The 21,829-nt window shown below is 67.3% G+C and carries 22 protein-coding genes; 11 read left to right on the top strand and 11 right to left on the bottom strand.

The genetic code is table 11. The features are described from left to right. Nucleotides 1-38 precede the first annotated feature (38 nt). Complete coding sequence (locus tag LHU95_RS09075) at nucleotides 39-1,088, bottom strand: threonine aldolase family protein (RefSeq protein WP_248711041.1); 1,050 nt, start codon at nucleotides 1,086-1,088, stop codon at nucleotides 39-41. Nucleotides 1,089-1,202: 114 nt separating this feature from the next. On the opposite strand from LHU95_RS09075, the gene LHU95_RS09070 reads away from it, so the two are divergent. Further along, nucleotides 1,203-1,757 (top strand): DUF4337 domain-containing protein, encoded by a 555-nt coding sequence (locus LHU95_RS09070; RefSeq protein WP_248711040.1) that lies wholly within the window; start codon nucleotides 1,203-1,205, stop codon nucleotides 1,755-1,757. A gap of 14 nt (nucleotides 1,758-1,771) precedes the next feature. On the opposite strand, the gene LHU95_RS09065 is transcribed toward LHU95_RS09070, so the two are convergent. The 9 genes from LHU95_RS09065 to LHU95_RS09025 all read right to left on the bottom strand — a co-directional run bounded on the left by LHU95_RS09065 (nucleotide 1,772) and on the right by LHU95_RS09025 (nucleotide 9,838). Then, a complete protein-coding gene (locus LHU95_RS09065) occupies nucleotides 1,772-2,242 on the bottom strand; it encodes a type II toxin-antitoxin system RatA family toxin (protein ID WP_248711039.1) in 471 nt (156 codons plus the stop codon). After that, nucleotides 2,242-3,213 (bottom strand): lipoyl synthase, encoded by a 972-nt coding sequence (gene lipA / locus LHU95_RS09060; protein WP_248711529.1) that lies wholly within the window; start codon nucleotides 3,211-3,213, stop codon nucleotides 2,242-2,244. Before lipA ends, LHU95_RS09065 begins: the two co-directional genes overlap by 1 nt. A gap of 9 nt (nucleotides 3,214-3,222) precedes the next feature. Continuing rightward, nucleotides 3,223-3,726, bottom strand: coding sequence for a hypothetical protein (locus LHU95_RS09055; protein ID WP_248711038.1), 504 nt, complete (start codon nucleotides 3,724-3,726; stop codon nucleotides 3,223-3,225). 20 nt (nucleotides 3,727-3,746) lie between these two features. Then, nucleotides 3,747-5,141, bottom strand: a complete 1,395-nt coding sequence (gene lpdA, locus LHU95_RS09050) for a dihydrolipoyl dehydrogenase (protein WP_248711037.1) — start codon at nucleotides 5,139-5,141, stop codon at nucleotides 3,747-3,749. A 3-nt stretch (nucleotides 5,142-5,144) separates the two neighbouring features. Next, nucleotides 5,145-5,621 carry a GNAT family N-acetyltransferase gene (locus tag LHU95_RS09045; protein WP_248711036.1) on the bottom strand — a complete coding sequence of 159 codons (477 nt, stop codon included), beginning with the start codon at nucleotides 5,619-5,621 and terminating at the stop codon, nucleotides 5,145-5,147. An 88-nt stretch (nucleotides 5,622-5,709) separates the two neighbouring features. Next, nucleotides 5,710-6,990, bottom strand: a complete 1,281-nt coding sequence (locus LHU95_RS09040; protein WP_248711035.1) for a pyruvate dehydrogenase complex dihydrolipoamide acetyltransferase — start codon at nucleotides 6,988-6,990, stop codon at nucleotides 5,710-5,712. 14 nt (nucleotides 6,991-7,004) lie between these two features. Beyond that, nucleotides 7,005-8,342: a pyruvate dehydrogenase complex E1 component subunit beta gene (locus LHU95_RS09035; RefSeq protein ID WP_248711034.1), complete on the bottom strand. Its 1,338-nt coding sequence runs from the start codon at nucleotides 8,340-8,342 to the stop codon at nucleotides 7,005-7,007. Then, nucleotides 8,343-9,305 carry a pyruvate dehydrogenase (acetyl-transferring) E1 component subunit alpha gene (gene pdhA / locus LHU95_RS09030; protein WP_248711528.1) on the bottom strand — a complete coding sequence of 321 codons (963 nt, stop codon included), beginning with the start codon at nucleotides 9,303-9,305 and terminating at the stop codon, nucleotides 8,343-8,345. A 230-nt stretch (nucleotides 9,306-9,535) separates the two neighbouring features. Further along, on the bottom strand, nucleotides 9,536-9,838 hold the full coding sequence (locus tag LHU95_RS09025) for a septum formation initiator family protein (RefSeq protein ID WP_248711033.1): 303 nt from the start codon (nucleotides 9,836-9,838) through the stop codon (nucleotides 9,536-9,538). Nucleotides 9,839-10,039: 201 nt separating this feature from the next. Here LHU95_RS09025 and LHU95_RS09020 point away from each other — a divergent pair, with 201 nt between their 5' ends. Next, entirely contained in the window at nucleotides 10,040-10,249 is a 210-nt protein-coding gene (locus LHU95_RS09020; RefSeq protein WP_248711032.1) for a hypothetical protein, read from the top strand. Nucleotides 10,250-10,806: 557 nt separating this feature from the next. Further along, nucleotides 10,807-11,451, top strand: coding sequence for a hypothetical protein (locus tag LHU95_RS09015; protein WP_248711031.1), 645 nt, complete (start codon nucleotides 10,807-10,809; stop codon nucleotides 11,449-11,451). 138 nt (nucleotides 11,452-11,589) lie between these two features. On the opposite strand, the gene eno is transcribed toward LHU95_RS09015, so the two are convergent. Further along, nucleotides 11,590-12,867 (bottom strand): phosphopyruvate hydratase, encoded by a 1,278-nt coding sequence (eno, locus tag LHU95_RS09010; RefSeq protein ID WP_248711030.1) that lies wholly within the window; start codon nucleotides 12,865-12,867, stop codon nucleotides 11,590-11,592. 102 nt (nucleotides 12,868-12,969) lie between these two features. Here eno and LHU95_RS09005 point away from each other — a divergent pair, with 102 nt between their 5' ends. The 8 genes from LHU95_RS09005 (at nucleotide 12,970) to LHU95_RS08965 (ending at nucleotide 21,823) form a co-directional block, all read left to right on the top strand. Then, entirely contained in the window at nucleotides 12,970-13,590 is a 621-nt protein-coding gene (locus LHU95_RS09005) for a DUF1826 domain-containing protein (protein WP_248711029.1), read from the top strand. Further along, nucleotides 13,590-14,780 (top strand): zinc metallochaperone GTPase ZigA, encoded by a 1,191-nt coding sequence (gene zigA / locus LHU95_RS09000; protein ID WP_248711028.1) that lies wholly within the window; start codon nucleotides 13,590-13,592, stop codon nucleotides 14,778-14,780. The genes LHU95_RS09005 and zigA overlap by 1 nt, the downstream gene beginning before the upstream one ends. A 67-nt stretch (nucleotides 14,781-14,847) precedes the next feature. After that, nucleotides 14,848-15,789: an NAD(P)-binding protein gene (locus LHU95_RS08995; RefSeq protein ID WP_248711027.1), complete on the top strand. Its 942-nt coding sequence runs from the start codon at nucleotides 14,848-14,850 to the stop codon at nucleotides 15,787-15,789. Then, nucleotides 15,786-16,376 (top strand): pyridoxamine 5'-phosphate oxidase family protein, encoded by a 591-nt coding sequence (locus tag LHU95_RS08990; RefSeq protein ID WP_248711026.1) that lies wholly within the window; start codon nucleotides 15,786-15,788, stop codon nucleotides 16,374-16,376. Before LHU95_RS08995 ends, LHU95_RS08990 begins: the two co-directional genes overlap by 4 nt. After that, entirely contained in the window at nucleotides 16,373-16,660 is a 288-nt protein-coding gene (locus LHU95_RS08985; protein WP_248711025.1) for a DUF3253 domain-containing protein, read from the top strand. Before LHU95_RS08990 ends, LHU95_RS08985 begins: the two co-directional genes overlap by 4 nt. Beyond that, entirely contained in the window at nucleotides 16,657-17,898 is a 1,242-nt protein-coding gene (locus tag LHU95_RS08980; protein ID WP_248711024.1) for a DUF1499 domain-containing protein, read from the top strand. The genes LHU95_RS08985 and LHU95_RS08980 overlap by 4 nt, the downstream gene beginning before the upstream one ends. Beyond that, nucleotides 17,898-20,093: a glycosyltransferase gene (locus LHU95_RS23360; RefSeq protein WP_283094299.1), complete on the top strand. Its 2,196-nt coding sequence runs from the start codon at nucleotides 17,898-17,900 to the stop codon at nucleotides 20,091-20,093. The genes LHU95_RS08980 and LHU95_RS23360 overlap by 1 nt, the downstream gene beginning before the upstream one ends. Beyond that, nucleotides 20,090-21,823, top strand: coding sequence for an ABC transporter ATP-binding protein/permease (locus tag LHU95_RS08965; protein WP_248711023.1), 1,734 nt, complete (start codon nucleotides 20,090-20,092; stop codon nucleotides 21,821-21,823). Before LHU95_RS23360 ends, LHU95_RS08965 begins: the two co-directional genes overlap by 4 nt. The last annotated feature ends 6 nt before the right edge of the window (nucleotides 21,824-21,829 follow it).

The raw sequence follows: 21,829 nt of genomic DNA, 5'->3' as shown, positions 1-21,829 counted from the left end.
TGCGATCCGCCCGCGCGCCGCGTTGCCGGCGGGCAGGATCAGGCAGCCAGGGCCTCACGGATCGCGCTGATCGCCTCGGGGATCATGGCGGCCGTCACGTCGAGATGCGTGCAGGCCCGAACCCGGCCGCCCAGGCCGCTGACCATGATGCCCTGGGCCATCAGGCGGCGCTGCAATTCCTCGACGGAAACGCCGGTGTCCTTGATGTCGAAGAACACCAGGTTGGTATCCGGCTCCTCCACCACCACGCCTTCCATCTGGCGCAGGCCGCGTGCCAGCGCCTTGGCATTGGCGTGATCCTCGGCCAGGCGCTCCACGTGATGATCCAGCGAGTGGATGCAGGCCGCGGCGACCATGCCGGCCTGGCGCATCGAACCACCCAGGCGCTGCTTCCAGCGCCAGGCCTCGCCGATGAACTCGGAGGAGCCGCAGAGCACGGCGCCGAGCGGCGCGCCCAGCCCCTTGGTGAAATCCAGCCAGACGCTGTCAAAATCGGCCACCATCTCGGCCGGGGCGATGCCGGCGGCGACGCAGGCATTCATCAGCCGCGCGCCATCCATGTGGGTGTTCCAGCCCTGCTCCCGCGCCACGGCGGTCACGGCGCGCAGCTGTTCCAGCGGCCAGACGACGCCACCGCCGATATTGGCGGTCTGCTCCACCTCCAGCAGCTTCTGCGGCGGGGCGTAGCGGGTGCGCGGGCGAATCGCGGCGCGGACATCATCGGCGGTGAACAGGCCGCGCGCGCCCTTCAGCGGCAGGATCTGCACGCCGGTGAGGGCGGCATGGGTGCCGCCCTCACTGTGCAGGATATGGCTGGTTTCATGGGCCAGCACCTCATCGCCTTTGCGGCAATGGGTGAGGATGGCAATGACGTTGCACATGGTTCCGCTGGGCAGGAACATGGCGGCTTCCTTGCCCATGAGTGCTGCCATGCGGTCGCACAGGGCATGCACCGTCGGGTCATCGCCATGCTGCTCATCGCCCATTTCGGCGCGCATCATCGCGTCCTTCATGGCGGGTGTCGGCCGCGTCTGCGTGTCCGAATAGAGGTTGATCCGCACGGGAGGCGCGCCGGCGGGCGGGCGCATCGGCGCGAAGGACGTTGCGGGGGCGTGGGTTGGGGCTTGGACCATGGATGAAAGGTAGCGCGAGGCGCGCGTCTATGGCATCCCCCCTGGCCTGACCCACAGGGAGAATTTCGCATGGCTGGTGGACATGGTGCGCCGCATGGCACGGAAAACAAGGGCGTGGCCCTGCTCATCGCGATCCTCGCGCTGTTCCTCGCCTTGGCCGAAGTCGGCGCCAAATCCGCCCAGACCGAGGCGCTGAACGCCAATATCGAGGCGGCGAATCTCTGGTCCTTCTTCCAGGCCCGCACCATCCGGCAGACCCAGGTGCGGACGGCGGCCGAACAGGCGGAGCTGACCCGCACCGAAGCCAATTCCGCCGCGACCACCGCCCAGCGGGAGCGCTGGACCAGCACCGCCGCGCGCTGGGAAAGCGAGCCCGAAACCGGCGAAGGCCGCCGCGAACTCATGTCCCGCGCGCGGGCGGCCGAGGGGCGGCGCGACCGGAACATGGAGAAATATCACATGTTCGAATACTCGAGTGCCGGCTTCCAGGTGGCGATCGTCGTGGCCTCGGCCTCGATCATCACGGGGGTGGCGCTGCTGGTGTGGCTGGCGGGGGCACTCGGCGCGGTGGGGTTTGGGCTGATGATGCTGGGGTTTTTCGCGCCCGGGCTCATTCACCTCTGATCAGGCACCTCTGATCAGGCGGAGCGAACCGGCGCCCCCGTGCTGGGCGCCGGAAGCCGTCCATGCATCGCCATCGCGCGGCGCTCAAACGCACGCACCATCACCCGCACCGCCTCGTTGAAGACCGTGCCGATCACGGCCTGCAACAGGCGGGAGCGGAATTCGAAATCCACGAAGAAATCCACCTCCGTGCCCTGCGGCACGGCGGTCAGCCGCCATGTGTTGTTCAGGTAGCGGAATGGGCCATCGAGGTAGGTGACATGCACCATCCCCGGGCGCTCCAGCGTGACTTCGCTGCGGAAGGTTTCGCGGAACATCTTGAAGCCGATGGTCAGGTCCGCCACCAGCTTCTGCTCGTCCCGGCTGAGCACGCGGGCCGCGGCGCACCAGGGCAGGAATTCCGGATAGCGATGCACATCGGCCACGATCTGGAAGATCTGGTCCGGTGACTGGCGCAGGATGCGCTTTTCGGCATGCGTCGGCATCAGGCGGCGAGGCTCTTTTCGCGCGCGGCGCGCAGATCCGCGAAGTCCCGGTCGGCGTGGTAGGAGCTGCGCGTCAGGGGCGTCGCGGATACCAGAAGAAAGCCCTTGGCCCGGGCCAGGCTCGCGTAGTCATCGAACTCGCTCGGCTCGACGAAGCGCGCCACGGCGGCATGCTTCACGCTGGGCTGGAGGTATTGGCCGATGGTCAGGAAATCCACCTCCGCACTGCGCAGGTCATCCATCACCTGCTGCACTTCGATGCGCTCCTCGCCGAGGCCCACCATGATGCCGGATTTGGTGAAGATGGACTTGTCCAGCTGCTTCACACGATCCAGCAGGCGCAGCGAGTGATAGTAGCGCGCGCCAGGGCGGATCGTCGGGTAAAGCCGCGGCACAGTTTCCAGATTGTGGTTGAACACATCCGGCCGGGCTGCGACGACGACTTCCAGCGCGCCATCCTTGCGCAGGAAATCAGGCGTGAGAATCTCGATGGTGGTCTCGGGCGTCGCGGCGCGAATGGCGCGGATGGTTTGCGCGAAATGCTCGGCGCCGCCGTCGGCCAGGTCATCGCGGTCGACGCTGGTGATGACGACATGGCGCAAACCAAGCTTGGCCACCGCATCACCCACGCGGCGCGGCTCGTCATGATCCAGCGGGTTGGGCATGCCGGTGGCCACGTTGCAGAAGGCGCAGGCGCGGGTGCAGGTCTCGCCCATGATCATCATGGTGGCGTGGCGCTGGGACCAGCACTCGCCGATATTGGGACAAGCCGCCTCCTCGCAGACGGTGACGAGCTTGTTCTCGCGCATCAGGGCGCGGGTCTCGTGGTAGATCGGATGGGTGGGGGCCTTCACCCGGATCCAGGCGGGTTTGCGCTGGATCGGGTTGTCCGGGCGCGCGGCTTTTTCGGGGTGACGGGCGGCGCCAATGCGGGGAGCGGGCGCGGCGCGGTGATCGATTTCACGTCGAATAACCATGAATTAGTCCTTAATCGCAAAGCGCCGTTTAATCTTCCAGCCTCCGAGCTCAAAGCTAAAGGTTAATTCATTAACTCCAATAATTGCGCCAGACCACTCGGTAAATTTGCGCATGTCCGGTGGCGCAATACCATTTAATCGAACCGTCACCAAATCTCCCTCCTTAATTCCAAGCCGCGCCAGCTTCGTACTCGGAGTAACTATAAATTCTTCAATTTCGGGACCATCAACTGATCTAATTTCGCCTAAACAGAAAATCTGCTGAAACTGACCATCATACGGTATCAGAACAAACCCACTGAGTGTGCGATAACCGAGCTCAGGCTGCCCCATCAAGCCTAGCACTATCCCACCGTCGCTCCAATTCGTTTTCATAAATGCTGCAATGTATTCAATCGCTTCTTTTCCTGACTTGAATGTCAGCTCGTTTGGGAGGATTTCGGGACGGTGGGTTCCAAGGCTCGCTTGAAGTGGCTCACCTCCGATCAGCTTGCGTAGCCAAGACATGGGCATTGGTCAGCTCTCCACTAGATGTGAATGACTCTGCCATAGGCGTCGAGCACGCTCTCATGCATCGCCTCGCTCACCGTCGGGTGCGGGAAGACGGTGTGCATGAGATCCGCCTCGGTGGTTTCCAGCGTGCGGGCGATGCCATAGCCCTGAATCATCTCCGTCACCTCGGGGCCGACCATGTGCGCGCCCAGCAATTCGCCGGTCTTGGCATCGAAGACGGTCTTCACGAAGCCCTCCGGCTCGCCCATCGCGATCGCCTTGCCATTGCCGATGAAGGGGAAGCGGCCGACGCGCACCTCATGGCCCAGCTCCTTGGCGCGCGCCTCGGTCAGCCCCACCGAGGCGACCTGCGGGCGGCAATAGGTGCAGCCGGGGATGTTCAGCACATCCATCGCATGCGGATGCAGCCCCGCGATATTCTCGACGCAGATGATGCCCTCATGGCTCGCCTTGTGCGCCAGCCAGGGGGCGCCGGTCACATCGCCAAAGGCATAGACGCCAGGCTCACCGGTGCGGCCCATGGCGTCGGTCACGATATGCGTGCGGTCCACGACGATCTTCGTGCCCTCAAGGCCCAGATTCTCGACATTGCCGACAATGCCGACGGCGGAAATCAGACGGTCCGCCTTGAGTTCCGTCACCTTGCCATCGGCCTCGATCACGGCCGTCACGTCATCCGCACCCTTGCGGACACCCTGGACGCGGGCATTGGTGATGATCTTCATGCCCTGCTTCTCAAACGCCTTGCGCACGAAGACGCTGATCTCGGCATCTTCGACCGGCAGCACGCGGTCCATCACCTCAACGAGGGTCACCTCGGCCCCCATGTTGAGATAGAAGCTGGCAAACTCGGAGCCGATGGCGCCCGAGCCGACGACGATGAGCTTTTTGGGCAGGGCGCTGGGCGTCATCGCCTCGCGGTAGGACCAGATGAGCTTGCCATCCGGCTCCATGCCGGGAATGACGCGCGCGCGCGCACCCGTTGCCAGCAGGATGTGCTTCGCGGCGAGCTCCGCCACGGGCTTGCCATCCTTGGTGACGGCGATCTTGCCCGGCCCGGCCAGCGCGCCATGCCCGTCAAACACCGTGACCTTGTTCTTCTTCAGCAGATGCTTCACGCCGCCCGAAAGCTGGCTGGCCACGCCGCGCGAGCGCTTGATCACCTTGGCAAAATCGAAGCGCACATTATCCGCGGCAAAGCCGAATTGATCGAGGCTGTGCAGCAGGTGGTTGATCTCGCTGGCGCGCAGCAGCGCCTTGGTCGGGATGCAGCCCCAGTTCAGGCAGATGCCGCCAAGGTTTTCACGCTCGACCAGCGCCACCTTCATCTTGAGTTGCGAGGCGCGGATGGCGGCCACATAGCCGCCAGGCCCGCCGCCCACCACCACCACGTCAAATGCCTCGGCCATGTGTCAGCCCTTTCCTGCAAGCCGGATGAGGGCATCGCCACTCACCCGCTGATCCGTCCATTGGTCCCGCGGCTCGGCCCCCATCGCGCGATAGGCGGCGATGGCGGGCGCGTTCCAGTCCAGCACATTCCATTCCAGCGCCGCGCAGCCCTCATCCAGTGCGCGGGCCGCCAGCAGACGAAACACATCCCGCCCGAGGCCTTGCCGCCGATGGGCGGGCTCCACGAAGACATCCTCGATCCAGATCGCCGGCCGGCCGGCAAAGCTGGGGAAGGTTCGATACCAGAGGCAGACGCCAACCGGACGGGCATCAACCTCCGCCAGCATGGCCTGCGCCACCGGCCTCGGGCCAAACAGCGATGCCGCGAAATCCTGCGGCGTCGCGTGAAACTCGTGCAGCAGCTTCTCATATTCGGCGAGACCGCGGACGAGGCGATGAACCGCGTCCACATCATCCGGTGTGGCGTCGCGCCAGGCCAAGGCTAGGGCATCGCCCCTGCGCCGGGCGTCAGGCGCAAGGATGCACGGCGTGTGAGGACCGGGGCGAAGTCACGCATGTGACATCGCCTCAGAGCATCAGCGAGAGGGGATTTTCGATCAGCCCCTTCAGCGTCGCCATGAATTCCGCCGCGAGCGAGCCATCAATCACGCGATGATCCACGCTGAGATTGCAGGTCATCACTGTGGCAATGGCCAGCGCGCTATTCTTCACCACGGCACGCTGCGTGCCGGCCCCCACGGCCAGGATCCCCGCCTGGGGCGGGTTGATGATGGCGGCGAAGTGACTGACGCCATACATCCCCATATTGGAGATGGAGAAGCCACCGCCCTGGAATTCCTCGGGCTTCAGCTTGCCGCTCCTGGCGCGCGAGGCGAGGTCCTTCATCTCCGTGCTGATGGTGGCCAGGCCCTTGCGGTCGGCGCCCTTCACGATGGGCGTGATCAGCCCATCCGGGATGGCGACGGCGATGCTGATATCCACCTCGTTGAATTGCAGGATCGCCTCCTCCGTCCAGGAGGCATTCACCCCTGGATGGCGGCGCAATGCCACGCCACAGGCCTTGATGATCAGGTCGTTGACGGAAAGCTTGAACGCGCCCGGCCCATCCTTGGGGGATTGCGCGTTGAGTTCGGCGCGCAGCTTCATCAGCGCATCGAGCTCGATATCCATCGCCACATAGAAATGCGGGATGGAGGCTTTGCTCTCCGAAAGCCGCCGGGCAATCACCTTGCGCATGCTGCTGTTCGGCACGGCGGTGGTGGCGCCAATGACCGGCGCCGGGGCTGCGGCCGGGCGCGGCGCGGGGGCCGGTGCCGCGACCGGCGCCGGTGCGGCGGCCAGTGCCGGTGCGGCGGCAGGCCGGTTCATCGCGGCCTCGATATCCGCCTTGACGACGCGGCCCTGCGGGCCGGTGCCCTGGATCGCCCCAAGGTCGAGCCCCGCCTGCGCCGCCATGCGCCTGGCCAGAGGCGAGGCAATGGAGCGTTCGCCGGCGGAAGGTGCGGCCTGCGCAGGTGCGGGTGCCGCCTTGGCCGCGGCGGGCGCCGGGGCTGCGGCGGCGGCTGGCTTGGCGATGGCCGGGACAGCGCCGCTGGGTGCCGCCTCGCCCGGTTCCACCAGCACGGCGATCACGGCATTGACCTTCACGCCTTCGCTGCCGGCCGGCACCAGGATCTTGCCCAGCACGCCCTCATCCACGGCTTCCACTTCCATGGTCGCCTTGTCGGTCTCGATCTCGGCGATCACGTCGCCGGCCTTCACTGTATCGCCCTCGGCCTTCAGCCATTTGGCGAGGGTGCCCTCGGTCATGGTCGGGCTCAGCGCGGGCATCAGGATATTGGTGGCCATGTGCGGCGCCCCTCTCAGCGATAGGTCACGGAGCGGGCGGCTTCCACCACCTGCTCCACGCGCGGCAGGGCCAGCTTTTCCAGATTGGCCGCATAGGGCATCGGGACGTCCAGGCCATGCACGCGCACCGGCGGCGCATCGAGGTCATCGAAGCAATGCTCGATGATCTGCATGGCGAGTTCGGCGCCGATGCCGGCGAAGGGCCAGCCCTCCTCCAGCGTGACCACGCGGTTGGTCTTCTTCACGCTCGCCACGATGGTATCAATATCCAGCGGGCGCAGGCTGCGCAGGTTGATCACCTCGGCGCTGATGCCCTGCTCGGCCAGCTTTTCCGCCGCCTGCATCGCCATGCCCACCATGATGGAGAAGGCGATCAGCGTGACGTCCGTGCCCTCGCGCTCGATCTTCGCCTTGCCGATGGGCAGGATGAAATCCTCATCCGTCGGGCATTCGAAGCTCTGCCCGTAGAGGATCTCGTTCTCCAGGAAGATGACCGGGTTGGGGTCCCGGATGGCGGCGCGCAGCAGGCCCTTGGCATCGGCGGCGGACCAGGGGGCCAGGACCTTCAGCCCCGGGCAATGCGCGTACCAGCTGGCGTAGCACTGGCTGTGCTGGGCAGCGACGCGGCTGGCCGCACCATTCGCCCCCCGGAAGGTGATCGGGCAGCCCAATTGCCCGCCGGACATGTAGAGCGTCTTGGCGGCCGAGTTGATGATGTGGTCAATCGCCTGCATCGAGAAATTGAAGGTCATGAACTCGACGATGGGCTTCAGGCCGGTGAAGGCCGCCCCCACCGCCATGCCGGTGAAGCCGTGCTCCGTGATGGGCATGTCCATCACGCGCTTCGGGCCGAACTCATCCAACAGGCCCTGGCTGATCTTGTAGGCGCCCTGGTACTGCGCGACTTCCTCGCCGATCAGGAAGACATCGGCGTCGCGGCGCATTTCGGCCGCCATGGCATCGCGCAGGGCCTCGCGCACGGTAGTGCTGCGGGTCGGGCCCCAATCCTTTTCCGCGGCGGCCGTGCGTGGGGCCGCGGGGATGCTTGCGGCCATCGGGGCCACCACGGGTGCTGGCGCAGGTGCTGATGCCGGCGCGGCCTTGGCCGCATCACCGCCATCAAGCTCCGCGATGGGCGAATTCACCGCCACGTTTTCCGTGCCTTCCGGCACCAGGATGCGCGTCAGCACGCCTTCATCGACGGCTTCGACTTCCATGGTAGCCTTGTCGGTCTCGATCTCGGCGATCACATCGCCCGACTTCACCGCATCGCCTTCCTTCTTCAGCCACTTGGCGAGCTTGCCCTCCGTCATGGTGGGGCTCAGCGCCGGCATCAGGATCTCGACGCCCATCTAATTGGTCTCCAAAAGAATATCGGTCCAGAGATCGCTCTCCGGCGGCTCCGGCGATTCCTGCGCGAAATCGGCGGCGTCCTGGACGATCACCTTGACCTCATCGTCAATGGCCTTGAGGTCGGCTTCGGTGACACCCTGGCCCAGCAGCATGCCGCGTGCCGTCTCCAGGCAATCATGCTGCTCGCGCATCTTCTGCACTTCCTCACGCGTGCGGTATTTCGCGGGGTCACTCATCGAGTGGCCGCGATAGCGATAGGTCTTCATTTCCAGTAGATACGGGCCGAGGCCCGCACGGCAATGCGCCACCGCACGCTCCGCCGCCTCATTGACGGCGACGACATTCATGCCGTCCACCTGCTCACCCGGAATGCCCCAGGGGCTGCCGTTCAGCGACAGGTCGCGGGAGGCGCTGGCGCGGTCCACGCTGGTGCCCATGCCGTATTTGTTGTTCTCGATGATGAAGATGCAGGGCAGCTTGAACAGGGCCGCCAGGTTCAGGCTTTCGAACACCTGGCCCTGGTTGGAAGCGCCCTCGCCGAAATAGGCCAGCGCCACGTGGTCATTGCCGCGATACATATTGGCGAAGGCGAGCCCCGCGCCGAGGCTGACCTGCGCGCCCACGATGCCATGGCCGCCATAGAAGCCCTTCTCGCGGCTGAACATGTGCATGGAGCCGCCCTTGCCGCGGGAATAGCCGCCGATCCGGCCGGTGAGCTCGGCCATCACGCCGCGCGCCTCCATGCCGGTGGCCAGCATGTGGCCATGGTCACGGTAGGAGGTGATGACCTGGTCGCCCGGCTTCAGGGCAGCCTGCATGCCGACCACCACGGCCTCCTGGCCGATGTAGAGGTGGCAGAAACCACCGATCAGGCCCATGCCATAAAGCTGGCCGGCCTTCTCCTCGAAGCGGCGGATCAGCAGCATGTCGCGATAGGCACGCAGCAGGGCGTCCCGCCCCATGCCTGGTTGCTCAGCGGCGCCCTTGGCGCGGCGCTTGGCGGGTGGGGCTTTGGCAGCCATGGCTTTCTCCCTGCGTGATCAGACGCTGATTACGCCCCTCACGCCGCCTTCGCAAGCGTTTGCACTGCCCGAAAAGCGTTGCATTGCAACGCAATGAGGCGATTAACTGCATTACGGTTAACGTGCCGCGCGATGCCGCAGTGCAGCAATCGCGCGAAGTCCTTGAAGGATCAGAAAAGCCGCTGGCCCGGTGGGTAGGGGATCACAATCTCCTCCCGCGTGGTCAGATTCAGCATGGCCCTGGCGCGCTCTTCCAACTGGTCCCGGTCAAGCCGATCTCCGCGCATGGCGTTGACGCGCCGTTCGGCCGCCTCGCGCTCGGCGGTGGCGCGGTCCCGGTCCGATTTGGCGGCGGCGATTTCGGCCAGGCGATGCTCACGCGCGATCAGGCCACGGTCGCCATGGGAGGCGTGCCAGACGAAGAAGGCCGCGATGCTCGCCAGGATCACCGGCGGCGCCAACAGCTTCAACATGCGGATGAGCCACCGCCCGAAATTCATGGAACCCCCCAAAGCGCGTCCCTTGATGCGCGAATCCGACAGAATCACCATCCGGCCGCGCATGCAAGGGTTTCTGGCGCTTCTTTGTTGCGAATACAGCGAGTAATACATGACATAGGATTTTATTGCTTTTTCTATAAAATAGGAATATGGTCTGCATCGAAAGGAGTTCCCATGGCCAATCCCATCCGCACCACCGAAGCCGATCTGCGAAGCGCCATGCGCGAGCCGCGTTATTGGCAGAACGGCCACCCCGAGCGCGATGTCTTCACCGGCTGGGTCCGCGGCGGCTTTGGCGCGCTGCATCCGAAGGACGCGGCAGCACGCGGCGCCGTCTGGGTGCGGCCCTATCGCCGCGAAGGTAGGCCCGTCGCCGGCCATTGACGCAGCCCGCCGCCGGGTGGCACAGCGGCCAGCCCTGGCGCCCTGCCCCCAGCGAGCATCCAATACGCCAATTGGCGACGATCCCTTTGGGAGCGCCTGACGCGCGGCCCCGCCGATGGCCGGGGCGGGCGAGGACGGCGGCCGAACAATGAGGATCGCCGAAACCAGCGGCCAACCCTGCCGCCGCCCGCCGCACCGGAGGATGAAGTCGGCCAACGCCTTGGCCGGCTGCTGCGGGACCGGCTGACGGCGCCCGATCCCGAGAAGCCCGTGTTGCAAAGGGGCGAATTCCAGTGGCGGCGCGACGGCGGCCTCAGCCTGCGTGAGCGCGACATCCGTGATTTGCGGCCACAGGGGGAACCGCGAGTTGATGGAGGCAGCCGGATCTACCGTCTGGATGAGAACCGGCAAATTACCATCAGGCGCAGCACGACAATCCGAGACACCCCCTTCCCCACCATGGATGTGCAGCGACGAACTGTGCTGCCTGATGGCAGCGTCAAGTGGCCGACTATCCACAAGATCCGTTACCGCTTGGCTGACTAGGAGAGAACATCGTGACACAGGACAACCGGGACGACCTACCGGACCAGTGCGACCCGGAGATCATGGCCGGTACGGCGCATTTCCCCGGCCGCGCCACTCAGATGGCGCTGCGCGACAAGGCCTACGAAATGCTGGAGGTCTTCAAGACCCGATCCGGCAGGCAAGGCACACGACTCAGCAATGCATGGCTGGGCGAGCATGACTGGCGCGTCCAACTCCTCCAGCACTGGGATGTCCGGAACAGCGGACCGTTGGAGATGTTCGTGCCCCTCGCCGCCGCCCTCCAGCGTCGTGGCATCACGCATCTGTGCGGAACCTATGTGGATGCGGAGGGGATCACTGACCCCACGGCGGTCTGGCGCATCCCGCTCGAAGCACGCCGCATTTCCAGCTTCTTCGAGGCGCATCCCAACAGCTTCCACATCCTCTTCCCCGAGGATCGAAGCTTCGCGATCCACGCCATGGAAGATGTGTGCGCCGCCTTCGCCGGCCCCGAAGCCTTCCTGCGCGAGGCCCTGCTGCCCGAATTCCAGGGCGAAGCGGCCCTGGCCGACCTCAAGGACGCGATGGACGAGGAATATGGCGAAGCCGCCTTCGCCAGCGTGCTGGACCATTACGGCCCCTTCCTCCTGGAAGACCCGGAGGATGGGGGCTGATCCGCCCAGCCCGCGCTGGAGACAAGGTAAGGGGTCCGGGGCCAATGGCCCCAGCCGCCGGAGGCCTCTTTCAGCGCTTCAAAATCGGCCGCCCCGCATAGCGCGCCAATCCCTCCGCCTTGCGGCGCGCCCCGTGGCTCAGCGCTTCAAAATCGTCCGCCCCGCATAGCGCGCCGCGGGCCCCAGATCCTGCTCGATGCGGATCAGCTGGTTGTACTTGGCCAGCCGGTCAGAGCGGCTGAGCGAGCCGGTCTTGATCTGCCCGCAATTGGTGGCGACGGCGAGATCGGCGATGGTGAAATCCTCCGTCTCGCCGGAGCGGTGGCTCATCACCGCCGTGTAGCCTGCGCGATGCGCCATCTCGACCGCTTCCAGCGTCTCGGTCAGCGTGCCGATCTGGTTGACCTTTACCAGGATGGAATTGGCCGTGGCGCGCTCAATGCCCATGGCCAGGCGCTCGGGGTTGGTGACGAAAAGATCATCGCCCACCAGCTGGATCTTGCCGCCCAGCCGCTCGGTCAGCAGCTTCCAGCCGGCCCAGTCATCCTCGGACATGCCATCCTCGATGGAGATGATCGGCCACTTGGCGCAAAGTGCGGCGAGGTAATCCACCATGCCGCCGGCATCCAGCGTCTTGCCCTCGCCTTCCATCACGTATTTGCCGTCGTGGTGGAACTCGGTGGCAGCGCAATCGAGCGCGAACATCACATCCTCGCCCACACGGTGACCGGCCGCCTCGCAAGCTTTGGCGATGAAGGCCAGTGCCTCGTCCGCGCTGCCGATATTCGGGGCGAAGCCGCCCTCATCGCCGACATTGGTGTTGTGGCCGGCATCATGCAGCTGCTTCTTGAGGGCCGCGAAAATCTCTGAGCCGACGCGGACCGCATCGGCGATGGTGCCGGCAGCCACCGGCATCACCATGAATTCCTGGATATCAATCGGGTTGTCGGCGTGCTGGCCGCCATTGATGATGTTCATCATCGGCACCGGCAGCGTGCGCGCATAGGCGCCGCCCACATAGCGATACAGCGGCAGGCCATGCGCCTGGGCCGCCGCCTTGGCGGTGGCGAGGCTAACGGCCAGCATGGCATTGGCGCCGAGGCGGGATTTATTGGGCGTGCCGTCCAACTCGATCATCATCTGGTCGATCTTGACCTGGTCGGCGGCGTTCAGCCCGCCAATCGCGTCGAAGATTTCGCCCTCGACATTCGCCACGGCCTTGGTGACGCCCTTGCCGCCATAGCGGGACTTGTCGCCATCGCGCAGCTCCACCGCTTCATGCGCGCCGGTCGAGGCGCCGGAGGGGACGATCGCGCGGCCGCGGCTGCCGTCATCCAGCACCACCTCCGCCTCCACGGTCGGGTTGCCCCGGCTGTCCAGCACTTCACGGGCGATGATGTCGGCAATGGCGGGCATGGTGAGGTCCTTCGGGCAAAGATGTCCGCGCGGATAGGCTGAGCCGCGCGAAAGGGCAAGGTGAGGCTTGCGCCGCAATCATTATGTTATATTATCACATTCATGCCTCTCCTCTGCGAAGCCTACGGCCCCGAAGCCGCCCACGCGACCACACCGCCCCGCGCCGTGATCGGCACGCCGGAAACGGTCTTGCTGACGGCACTCAGCCCCGATGTCGCCCTCGCTCTTTGGCTGCGTGAGGAGCCTGCCGGCTTTGCCAAGCCCCTCAAGCCCCTGCGCCAGGCGGGCCCGTTTCGCGCCACAGCCGAGGGCACGCCGGACGAAGCGCTCGATTCCCTCTGCGAGCAATTGCCCGCCGGCGCGCCGATGGCGCTGCTCTCAGACATGTTGCGCCTGTCCCACATGTTCGCGGCCTTGCTGCGAAGCCAGCATGTGCGGCTGCGCCTGGATGGCATCACAGGCGATGCCTGCCGCAAATTCCACGTGGATTCCGTGGGCTTCCGCCTGCTGGTCACCTATGCCGGCCCGGGCACCCAATGGAGCATGGGCGACCCTGACGGCGGCGCCCAGATCGAGGACGTCCCGCGCTGCGCCGTGGCGCTGTTTCGCGGCCGCAAGCGCGCAGGCGCCACTACGCTGCACCGCTCCCCTCCCCTCTCCCATCTGCCGGAGGGCCAGCGCTCGCGCCTGGTCTTCTGCATTGACGAACCAGGCTGCTGCTGATGACCCAACGCCTCCCCGTCACCGTGCTTTCGGGCTTCCTCGGCGCCGGCAAGACCACCTTGCTGAACCATGTGCTGGCCAATCGCGAAGGCCAGCGCGTCGCCGTCATCGTGAATGACATGAGCGAGGTGAATATTGACGCGGCCCTGGTGGGCAATACCGGCACCCTGTCGCGCACCGAGGAAAAGCTGGTCGAGATGACCAATGGCTGCATCTGCTGCACCCTGCGCGAGGATCTCATGGAGGAGGTCGCGAAGCTGGCCGCCGAAGGCCGCTTCGATGCGCTGCTGATCGAGAGCACCGGCGTCAGTGAGCCCATGCCCGTCGCCGCCACCTTCGATTTCACGACGGAGGAGGGCTTTTGCCTGGGCGACGTGGCGAAGCTCGACACCATGGTGACCGTGGTCGACGCCCGGGCCTTCCTGGAGGATTACGCCAGCGCCGACACGCTGCGCGCCCGCGGCGAAACCGCCGGTGCCGAAGATCACCGCCTGCTGGTGGACCTGCTGATCGAGCAGGTGGAGTTCGCCGATACCATCATCGTCAACAAGGCTGATCTTGTCTCGGCCGGGGAATTGGGACGGCTGGCCGCCTTGCTGGCCACTTTCAATCCCACGGCGGAGATTCTCTCGACCGAACACGGCCACGTGCCGCTGGCCAAGGTGCTGAACACCGGCCGCTTCAATATGGAGCGAGCGCAGAATGCCGCTGGCTGGCAGAAGGCGATGTCGGGCGAGCATCTGCCGGAAAGCGAGGAATTCGGCGTCACCAGCTTTGTATGGCGCGCGCGCCGGCCGGTGCATCCGCAACGCTTCAAGACATTGATTGAGGGCGATCTGCCAGGCGTGGTGCGCGCCAAGGGCTTCTTCTGGCTGGCGACGCGGCCTGGCTGGGTGGGTGAATGGCAACTGGCCGGCCGCATGGGCCGCCACCAGGGCGCTGGCTTCTGGTGGGCCGCGATCGAGGAACAGCGTTGGCCGCAGGATGCAGACTGGCGCGAGATGATCCGCGGCCTCTGGGTCGAGCCCGGCGGGGATCGGCGGCAGGAAATCGTCTTCATCGGGATCGGCATGAATGAGGCGGCGCTGCGGGCGCAGCTGGACGCCACGCTGCTGACCCATGAGGAATGGCGCGCCGGCCCCCGCGCCCATGCCCGCCTGCCCGACCCCTTCCCGGCCTGGCAGAAATAGCGCGCCGCTTGCTCGCCAACCTGCTCCCCCACTTGCGCAGATGGTTCAGGGTGCCATTGATGCGGGCATGCATCCCATCGCCATCCTCGGCGCCGGCCTCGCCGGGCTTTCCGCCGCCCAAGCCCTGATCGCCGGGGGCCGCGAGGTCCGGCTCTTTGACAAGGGCCGCGCCGCCGGCGGGCGCCTGGCCACGCGCCGCATCGAGCATGCCGGCGAAAGCCATCGCTTCGATCACGGCGCGCAATATCTGCGGGCCGAGCGGCCAGGCTTCGCGCAGCTGCTCGAAGCCGCGGGCACCCTGCCCTGGCCCGACCCCAAGCGCCGCGTGGCCGCCCCCGGCATGTCGGCTCTTGGCCGGCATATGGCGCAGGGGCTGGAATTGCAGACCGGGCGCCATGTGGCGGCGCTGCAGGCCGGCGCCGATGGCTGGATGGTCGCGCATCTCGATGCGGCGCTGGTCCGCCCGGGCCGGCCCTTGCCCGCCGTGGAACCCACGCTGGATGGCCCGTTCTCCGCCGTGCTGGTCACCTTCCCGGCCGAGCAGGCGATGGCCCTGCTGCCGCCACACATGTCCCAGCCCCTGGCCGCGATCCAGTACGCCCCCTGCTGGACGGTGATGGCCGCCTTCCCGCAACGCCTCGATCTGCCCGACACGCTGCGCTACCACGGCCCCATCGGCTGGGCCGCGCGGGACAGCGCCAAGCCAGGCCGTGATGCCACCCAGGCGAATTGGGTGATCCAGGCCGATCCGGATTTCAGCCGCGAGCACCTGGAAGCAGCCCCCGAAGCCGTCATCGCCGCACTTCTGGCCGCCCTTCCGGCCGCCGCGCCGCTCTTTGCCGTGGCGCATCGCTGGCGCTTCTCGCTGCTGGAGGTGGCGTTGGGCCAGGCCTGCCTGTGGGACGGCGCGCTCGGCCTCGGCTATGCCTCGGATGGCTGCCTCGCCGGTCGCGCCGAATCCGCCTGGGAGAGTGGCCAGGCCCTGGCGCAGAGGGTGCTCGGCGCATGAGCCATCCGCGTCCCCGTCCCGGCCATGCCGATGACCTCATGGAGCTGCGCGCTGCGGCCTTCGAGCTGCTCGCGCGCGGTGTCGCGGATCGGCGCAGCCCCGTGCACACCCCCACCCTGGCCAGCATCGGCCTGGATGGCACGCCGCGCGCGCGCACCCTGGTGCTGCGCGGCTTTGACGCCGCCGCGCGGACACTGCGCCTGCACAGCGACCAAAGGGGCGAGAAATTCGCCGAACTGGCGCGTGATCCGCGCTTCGCCCTGCATGCCTATGATCCGGCGGCCCAGGTGCAATTGCGCCTGCAGGGCGTGGCCTCCCTGCACACGGATGATGCCGTGGCCGAGGCCGCCTGGCAGGCCAGCCAGCCCTTCAGCCGCATCTGCTATTCCATCGAGCCAGCGCCGGGCACGCCCATCGCAGCCCCCATGCCGGCGCCGCAGGATGAGGTGGTGGGCCGGCAGCATTTCGGCGTGATCCTGCTGCGGATGCACAGCCTTGAATGGCTCTGGCTGGCGGCGGAAGGGCATCGGCGGGCGCGATTGGACTGGCCCGACGGCGAAGAACGCGCCACATGGCTGGTCCCATGACCCAGATTCCTCCGCTTGAAGCCATCGAAGCCGAAATCCTGCGCCGCGTCGCCGCGACCGAGAAATCCATCTGCCCCTCAGAGGTCGCGCGCGGCATGGCGCCCGAGCGCTGGCAGCCGCTGATGGGCGCGGTGCGCAAGGCGGCGGCACGGCTTTCCACCAGCGGCCAGCTCGATATCCTGCGCAAGGGCAAGCCTATCGCGCCCGAGGCGATCCATGGCGTGATCCGCCTGCGCCGCCCCTTGCCCGATGCCCTGCCCAGCCCCGGGGGAGACGCCGAATGACCTCCATCGCAGCGCTGATCGGACGCGGCCCCAAGGGCCTGGGCACGCCCGCGCCGATCGAATTCGCCTCGCTCGTTCAGCCTTCCTCGCCCAATACCTGCCTGGCCGCGCCGGCGGGCCATCCCGGTCCGAAGCAGGTCACGGCGCCGATCCTGCCCGGCAGCCCGGAGGAGGTCTTCACGGCCCTGCTGCGCGTGGCGGAAGGCTTCCCGCGCACATGGCGCATCGCCGCCTGGCCGGAGCGGCGGCAGGCGCAATGGGTGGAGCGCTCGGCGCTGGTGAACTACCCCGACATCATCACGGCCGAATGCGTGGCGACACCCGCTGGCACCAGCCTGTTCCTCTACTCGCGCAGCCTGTTCGGCTATTCCGATCTCGGTGTGAACGGCAAGCGGGTGGCGCGCTGGCTGGCAGCCCTGGCGGCGGCGCTGCCCGCGGCCGCCCTACCAGTTGTTGCATCGCCTGTGGCCGCAGCCCCCCTGAGCCCCCTGGCCGCCCAGGTTCAGGACGCGGCGCCGGGCCAGCATGTGCTGCTCGCCTGGGATGATCCGTTGGAGATGCCGGAGATCGCGCTGCGCGCCATCGCGGCCGGTGCCGCCTCGGTCCAGGCCATGACGCCCGAGCGCCCGGAGCAGGCGGATCAACGCCTCGCCGAAGCCGGCATCCGCCTCGGCCTGTCCACCGAGGCCGAGGCGCTTCTCGCCGCCCGGCCAGCGGCGCGGGACCCGCTGCCGCCGCCGCTGCATGCCGACCCCGGCGCCTGGCGCGCCTGGTGGATGCGCGGCAGCCTCGATGCCCCGGATCTGCGCGAACGCCTGCCCCAGACCGACCTGGTGGTGGATGGCGCCGATCTCGCGCGGCTGGATGGAGACCCGCCGCGGCGCCTGGCCGGGCTGCGGGCCACCGGGGCGCGGCGGCTGATCCTGCGCAGCAGCCTCGTGCCGATGACGTCGGCACTCTCGGCGCTTGGTCTTGGCCCTTGGCATGCCGGCGAACTCACCGCGGAGAGCAGCGCGGCGCTGGATGCCGCGCTGCAATCGGTGGGCATCAGCCTGCCGCAATTCGCGGCCTTTCCCGAACGGCTGACGCGGGAGGCGGCCCTGGCCGCGGGCCTCGCCGACCCCTGGTGGTGGTTCATCAGCGAAGCCGGGCTGGACCGGTGGCTCGCGGAAGCCGGCTGGCGGGTCGAAGGGCGCAGGATGCTCGGCGCCAGTGTGGTCGTCACGGCCGCCTGCTGATGCGGCGGCAGAGCATCTGTCTGCTCACGCTGGATTTCGTCGGGCCGATCCGCAATGGCGGCATCGGCACGGCCTTCCTGGCCCTGGCGGAGACGCTCGTCGCCGCCGGGCATGACGTCACGGTCCTCTACCCTTCCTCCTATACCGAGACCGAGCCGGTGACGCGCTGGCGCACGCACTACGCCACGCGCGGCGTGGAGTTCGTCTCGCTTTTCCTGGAGGGCAGCGAGGCGGCGCTCTCCCTCGGTGCCTATCAGTGGCTGAAGACCCGCCGCTTCGACGTGATCCATTTCCACGAGATGCGCGGCATCGGCTACTGGACCACCGTCGCCAAGCGCTGCGGCCTGGGCTTCGGCGACACCACCCTGGTTTGCCACGTGCATAGCCCGACGCTGTGGCACTTCGCCCATTCCGCGCAATTCCTGACGCATAGCGGGGAGCTTGAAACCGACTGGATGGAGCAGCGCAGCGCCGAAGGGGCGGATTTCGTCACGGCCCCCTCGCGCTACATCCTGGACGTGGCGGCCGGGATGGGCTGGCGCCTGCCCGGCCAGACCACCGTCATGCCCAACCTGCTGCCCACGCGCTTCACCGATCGCACGCCGCGGCAGGCGCCACCTTCCGGCCCGATGGAGGAGCTGGTGTTCTTCGGCCGGCTGGAGGAGCGCAAGGGCCTGGGGCTGTTCTGCGAGGCGATCACGCGGCTGATCCGCGCGGGCCAGGCCCCGGCCCGGGTCACCTTCCTCGGCAAGGTCGGGCATATGGCCGGGGTGCATGCACTGGCCTGGCTGGCCGGCGCCGCGCAGCACTGGCCGATGCCCTGGAGTGTCGTGAACGACGCTGATCCGCATCAGGCGCGGGACTACCTGGCCGGACCCGGGCGCCTCGCCGTCATCGCCTCGCGCATGGAAAACGCGCCTTATGTGGTGCTGGAATGCCTGGCCGCCGGGCTGCCCTTCCTGGCGCCCGATGTCGGCGGAATCGGCGAATTGGTGGCGGCGGAGGATCGGGCCCGGCTGCTCTATCCGCGCCACGCGGCAGCCCTGGCGGAAGCCCTGGCCCAGGCGCTGCGGGACGGGGTGGCACCGGGCCGCGCCGCCATCTCCCCCGAGGCGACGGCCCGGCTTTGGCTGGATTGGCATGCGGCGCTGCCACCACCGGCCGCACCCGCGGTGCACACCGCGCAGCCTCTGGTTTCGGTCTGCATGGCCGCCTTCAACCGGCATGAGCCCTTGGCCCACGCCATCGCCTCCCTCGAACGGCAGGATTATCCGCGCCTCGAACTGATCCTGGTGGATGATGCCAGCACCGATCCGGCGGCGCGGCGTTTCCATGACGCGCTGCGCCCGCGCTTCGCCGCGCGTGGCTGGACGCTGCTGCGCAATCCCGTGAATTCCTGGCAGGGCATCACCCGCCACCGTGCGGTGGAGGCGGCGCAGGGCGAGTTCCTGCTCTTCATGGATGACGACAACGCGGCCTGGCCCGATGAGGTCTCCACTTTCGTGCATGCCGCCCAGCATTCGGGCGCCGATATCCTGACCTGCCAGATGCAGGCCTTCCGGGGGGCCGGCCCGCCGCCACGCCACCGCAGCACCCGCCCCATCGGCTGGATTCCGCTGGGCGCCTGCCCGGCGCTGGGCGTGTTTCGCAATGGCTTTGGCGACGCCAACATGTTCATGCGCCGCACCGCCTGGGACCGCATGGGCGGCTTCACCCTCGACCGCGCCTATTTCGAGGATTGGGAGTTTCTCCAGGCCGCCTCCCTTGCGGGGCTGCACCTCGAATGCCTGCCGGAAATCCTGTTCTCCTATCGCATCTGGGAGGGCGCGCAGACCGCGGCGCATGATCCGGATTTCCTGTATCGCAGCTATGCCCGCGCCATGCGCCCCGCCGTCGCGGCCTTGCCCGAGGCGTTGCGCCCGGCCTTGCGCCTCGCGATCGAGAAGGAGTTGGCGGGGCAACAGGCGCGGCACGAAGCCTATTGGGCGCATGCGCCGCATGTGACCGCGGACCAGGCCGCCATCGGGCGCCACCCGCCCAACAGTGCCGAAGCCATGCTGGCCGCAGCCGCCCATGCCCTCAACCAGCGCCAGCCCGGTGCGGCACGGCTCCTTGCGGCCCAGGCGCTCCGGATCGCGCCTGGCCACCCTGACGCCCTGCGCCTGATGGCCCGGATTTCGGAGACCGCCCCATGAAAGCCATCCGTGAGGCACTCTCCCTTGCCCTGCCCTATTGGCGCAGCGAGGACCGCTGGGCGGCGCGTGGCCTGCTGGGCGTGGTTGTCACGCTCAACCTCGCGCTGGTCGCGATGTCCGTGATCCTGTCCTACTGGAATCGCGAATTCTTCAATGCGCTGGAAGCCCGCGACGCGGAGGCCTTCTCGGCCCTGCTGTTTACCTGGCACGCCACCGATAGCGGGCTGATGCCGGGCTTCGTCTGGATCGCGGGGGTGTATATCGTGATCGCGGTCTACGCGATCTATCTGCGCCAGGCGCTGCAGATCCGCTGGCGCCGCTGGACGACGGAAAGCCTGCTCACCGCCTGGCTGACCGACCGCGCCTATTACCGCCTCTCCCTCACCGGCCCCTTCCAGGCGCAATGGGGGGCGGACAACCCGGACCAGCGGCTTTCGGAAGATGCCAAGCTCTTTGTGGATGAGACGCTGACGCTGGGCCTTGGCCTGATGCGCAGCGTGGTGACGCTGTTTTCCTTCCTGCTGGTGCTCTGGGCGCTTTCGGGGCCGGCCACCATCCTGGGCATCACCATTCCGGGCTACATGGTCTGGGTCGCCATTCTCTATGCCACGCTCGGCACCTGGCTCGCGCATCTGATCGGCCGGCGGCTGACGCGGCTGAACTTCAATCAGCAGAAGGTGGAGGCGGATTTCCGCTACGCACTGGTCCGCTTCCGCGACAGCACCGAGGGCGTGGCCCTGCATCGCGGCGAGGCGGAGGAGCGCCACACCCTGGTGGCCCGCTTCCGCGCGCTGATGGAAAACTGGTGGGCGCTGATGGTGGCGACCAAGCGATTGACCTTCTTCACCGCCGGCTATTCCCAGGTGGCCTCGGTATTTCCCTTCGTGGTCGCGGCCCCTGCCTTCTTCGCCGGCCGCATCCCCCTGGGTGGGCTGACCCAGACCGCCCAGGCTTTTGGCGAGGTGCAGGGCGCCCTCTCCTGGATCGTGGACAACTACGCGAACCTGACCGAATGGCGCGCAACGGTGACGCGCCTGATCGGCTTTCGCGACGCGCTGGAGGCAGCGCGCATCGCGGCGCATGAGGGCGATGGCATGCGCGAAGCCACGGGCGAGGCCGGGCGGCTCAGCCTGCGGGGCCTGCATCTGCGCCTGCCCGATGGCCGCGTGCTGCTGAACGAGGCGGCGCTGGAATTGCGCGCGGGTGAGCGCGTCTTGCTCACCGGAGCCTCGGGCAGCGGGAAATCCACCCTGTTCCGCGCGCTGGCCGGCATCTGGCCCTTCGGCACCGGGCAATTGCGCACGCCCCAGGGCGAGACGGCGCTGTTCCTGCCGCAGCGCCCCTATCTGCCGCTCGGCACGCTGCGCCGCGTGCTGTGCTACCCAGCACCGGCCGATGGTTTCAGCGATGCCGACATCATGGCTGCGCTGGCCGATGCGGGCCTCTCGCATCTTGCGCCCAAGCTCGACACCGAGGAGGCATGGTCCCAGCTTCTCTCGGGCGGCGAGCAGCAGCGCGTGGCCCTGGCGCGCGCCCTGCTGCTCAAGCCCGCCTGGCTGTTCCTGGATGAGGCCACGGCCAGCCTGGACCCGGCGGCCGAGCGCGGCCTTTACGAGACACTGGCCGCCCGCCTGCCGGGGGCGATGATCTTCTCCATCGCCCATCGCCCGGCCGTGGCGGAATACCACAGCCGGCACATCACGCTGCGGGATGGTGCCCTGCTGGAGTAGGGGCGG

It is taken from the genome of Sediminicoccus sp. KRV36, from assembly GCF_023243115.1.
In the GTDB taxonomy this organism is placed as follows: domain Bacteria; phylum Pseudomonadota; class Alphaproteobacteria; order Acetobacterales; family Acetobacteraceae; genus Roseococcus.
The sequence above is the reverse complement of the archived record's forward strand: the minus strand, read 5'-3'. Positions and strand labels throughout refer to the sequence as shown.

Excerpts from the sequence above, each read along its gene's own strand:
- LHU95_RS09065 (WP_248711039.1), bottom strand. The coding sequence starts at position 2,242 with ATGCCGACGCATGCCGAAAAGCGCATCCTGCGCCAGTCACCGGACCAG.
- LHU95_RS08980 (WP_248711024.1), top strand. The coding sequence starts at position 16,657 with ATGACCTCCATCGCAGCGCTGATCGGACGCGGCCCCAAGGGCCTGGGC.
- LHU95_RS09075 (WP_248711041.1), bottom strand. The coding sequence starts at position 1,088 with ATGCGCCCGCCCGCCGGCGCGCCTCCCGTGCGGATCAACCTCTATTCG.
- LHU95_RS08985 (WP_248711025.1), top strand. The coding sequence starts at position 16,373 with ATGACCCAGATTCCTCCGCTTGAAGCCATCGAAGCCGAAATCCTGCGC.
- LHU95_RS09055 (WP_248711038.1), bottom strand. The coding sequence starts at position 3,726 with ATGTCTTGGCTACGCAAGCTGATCGGAGGTGAGCCACTTCAAGCGAGC.
- LHU95_RS08995 (WP_248711027.1), top strand. The coding sequence starts at position 14,848 with ATGCATCCCATCGCCATCCTCGGCGCCGGCCTCGCCGGGCTTTCCGCC.
- LHU95_RS23360 (WP_283094299.1), top strand. The coding sequence starts at position 17,898 with ATGCGGCGGCAGAGCATCTGTCTGCTCACGCTGGATTTCGTCGGGCCG.
- LHU95_RS08990 (WP_248711026.1), top strand. The coding sequence starts at position 15,786 with ATGAGCCATCCGCGTCCCCGTCCCGGCCATGCCGATGACCTCATGGAG.
- LHU95_RS09040 (WP_248711035.1), bottom strand. The coding sequence starts at position 6,990 with ATGGCCACCAATATCCTGATGCCCGCGCTGAGCCCGACCATGACCGAG.
- LHU95_RS09025 (WP_248711033.1), bottom strand. The coding sequence starts at position 9,838 with ATGTTGAAGCTGTTGGCGCCGCCGGTGATCCTGGCGAGCATCGCGGCC.
- LHU95_RS09020 (WP_248711032.1), top strand. The coding sequence starts at position 10,040 with ATGGCCAATCCCATCCGCACCACCGAAGCCGATCTGCGAAGCGCCATG.
- lpdA (WP_248711037.1), bottom strand. The coding sequence starts at position 5,141 with ATGGCCGAGGCATTTGACGTGGTGGTGGTGGGCGGCGGGCCTGGCGGC.
- LHU95_RS09070 (WP_248711040.1), top strand. The coding sequence starts at position 1,203 with ATGGCTGGTGGACATGGTGCGCCGCATGGCACGGAAAACAAGGGCGTG.
- LHU95_RS08965 (WP_248711023.1), top strand. The coding sequence starts at position 20,090 with ATGAAAGCCATCCGTGAGGCACTCTCCCTTGCCCTGCCCTATTGGCGC.
- pdhA (WP_248711528.1), bottom strand. The coding sequence starts at position 9,305 with ATGGGGCGGGACGCCCTGCTGCGTGCCTATCGCGACATGCTGCTGATC.
- zigA (WP_248711028.1), top strand. The coding sequence starts at position 13,590 with ATGACCCAACGCCTCCCCGTCACCGTGCTTTCGGGCTTCCTCGGCGCC.
- LHU95_RS09035 (WP_248711034.1), bottom strand. The coding sequence starts at position 8,342 with ATGGGCGTCGAGATCCTGATGCCGGCGCTGAGCCCCACCATGACGGAG.
- LHU95_RS09005 (WP_248711029.1), top strand. The coding sequence starts at position 12,970 with ATGCCTCTCCTCTGCGAAGCCTACGGCCCCGAAGCCGCCCACGCGACC.
- eno (WP_248711030.1), bottom strand. The coding sequence starts at position 12,867 with ATGCCCGCCATTGCCGACATCATCGCCCGTGAAGTGCTGGACAGCCGG.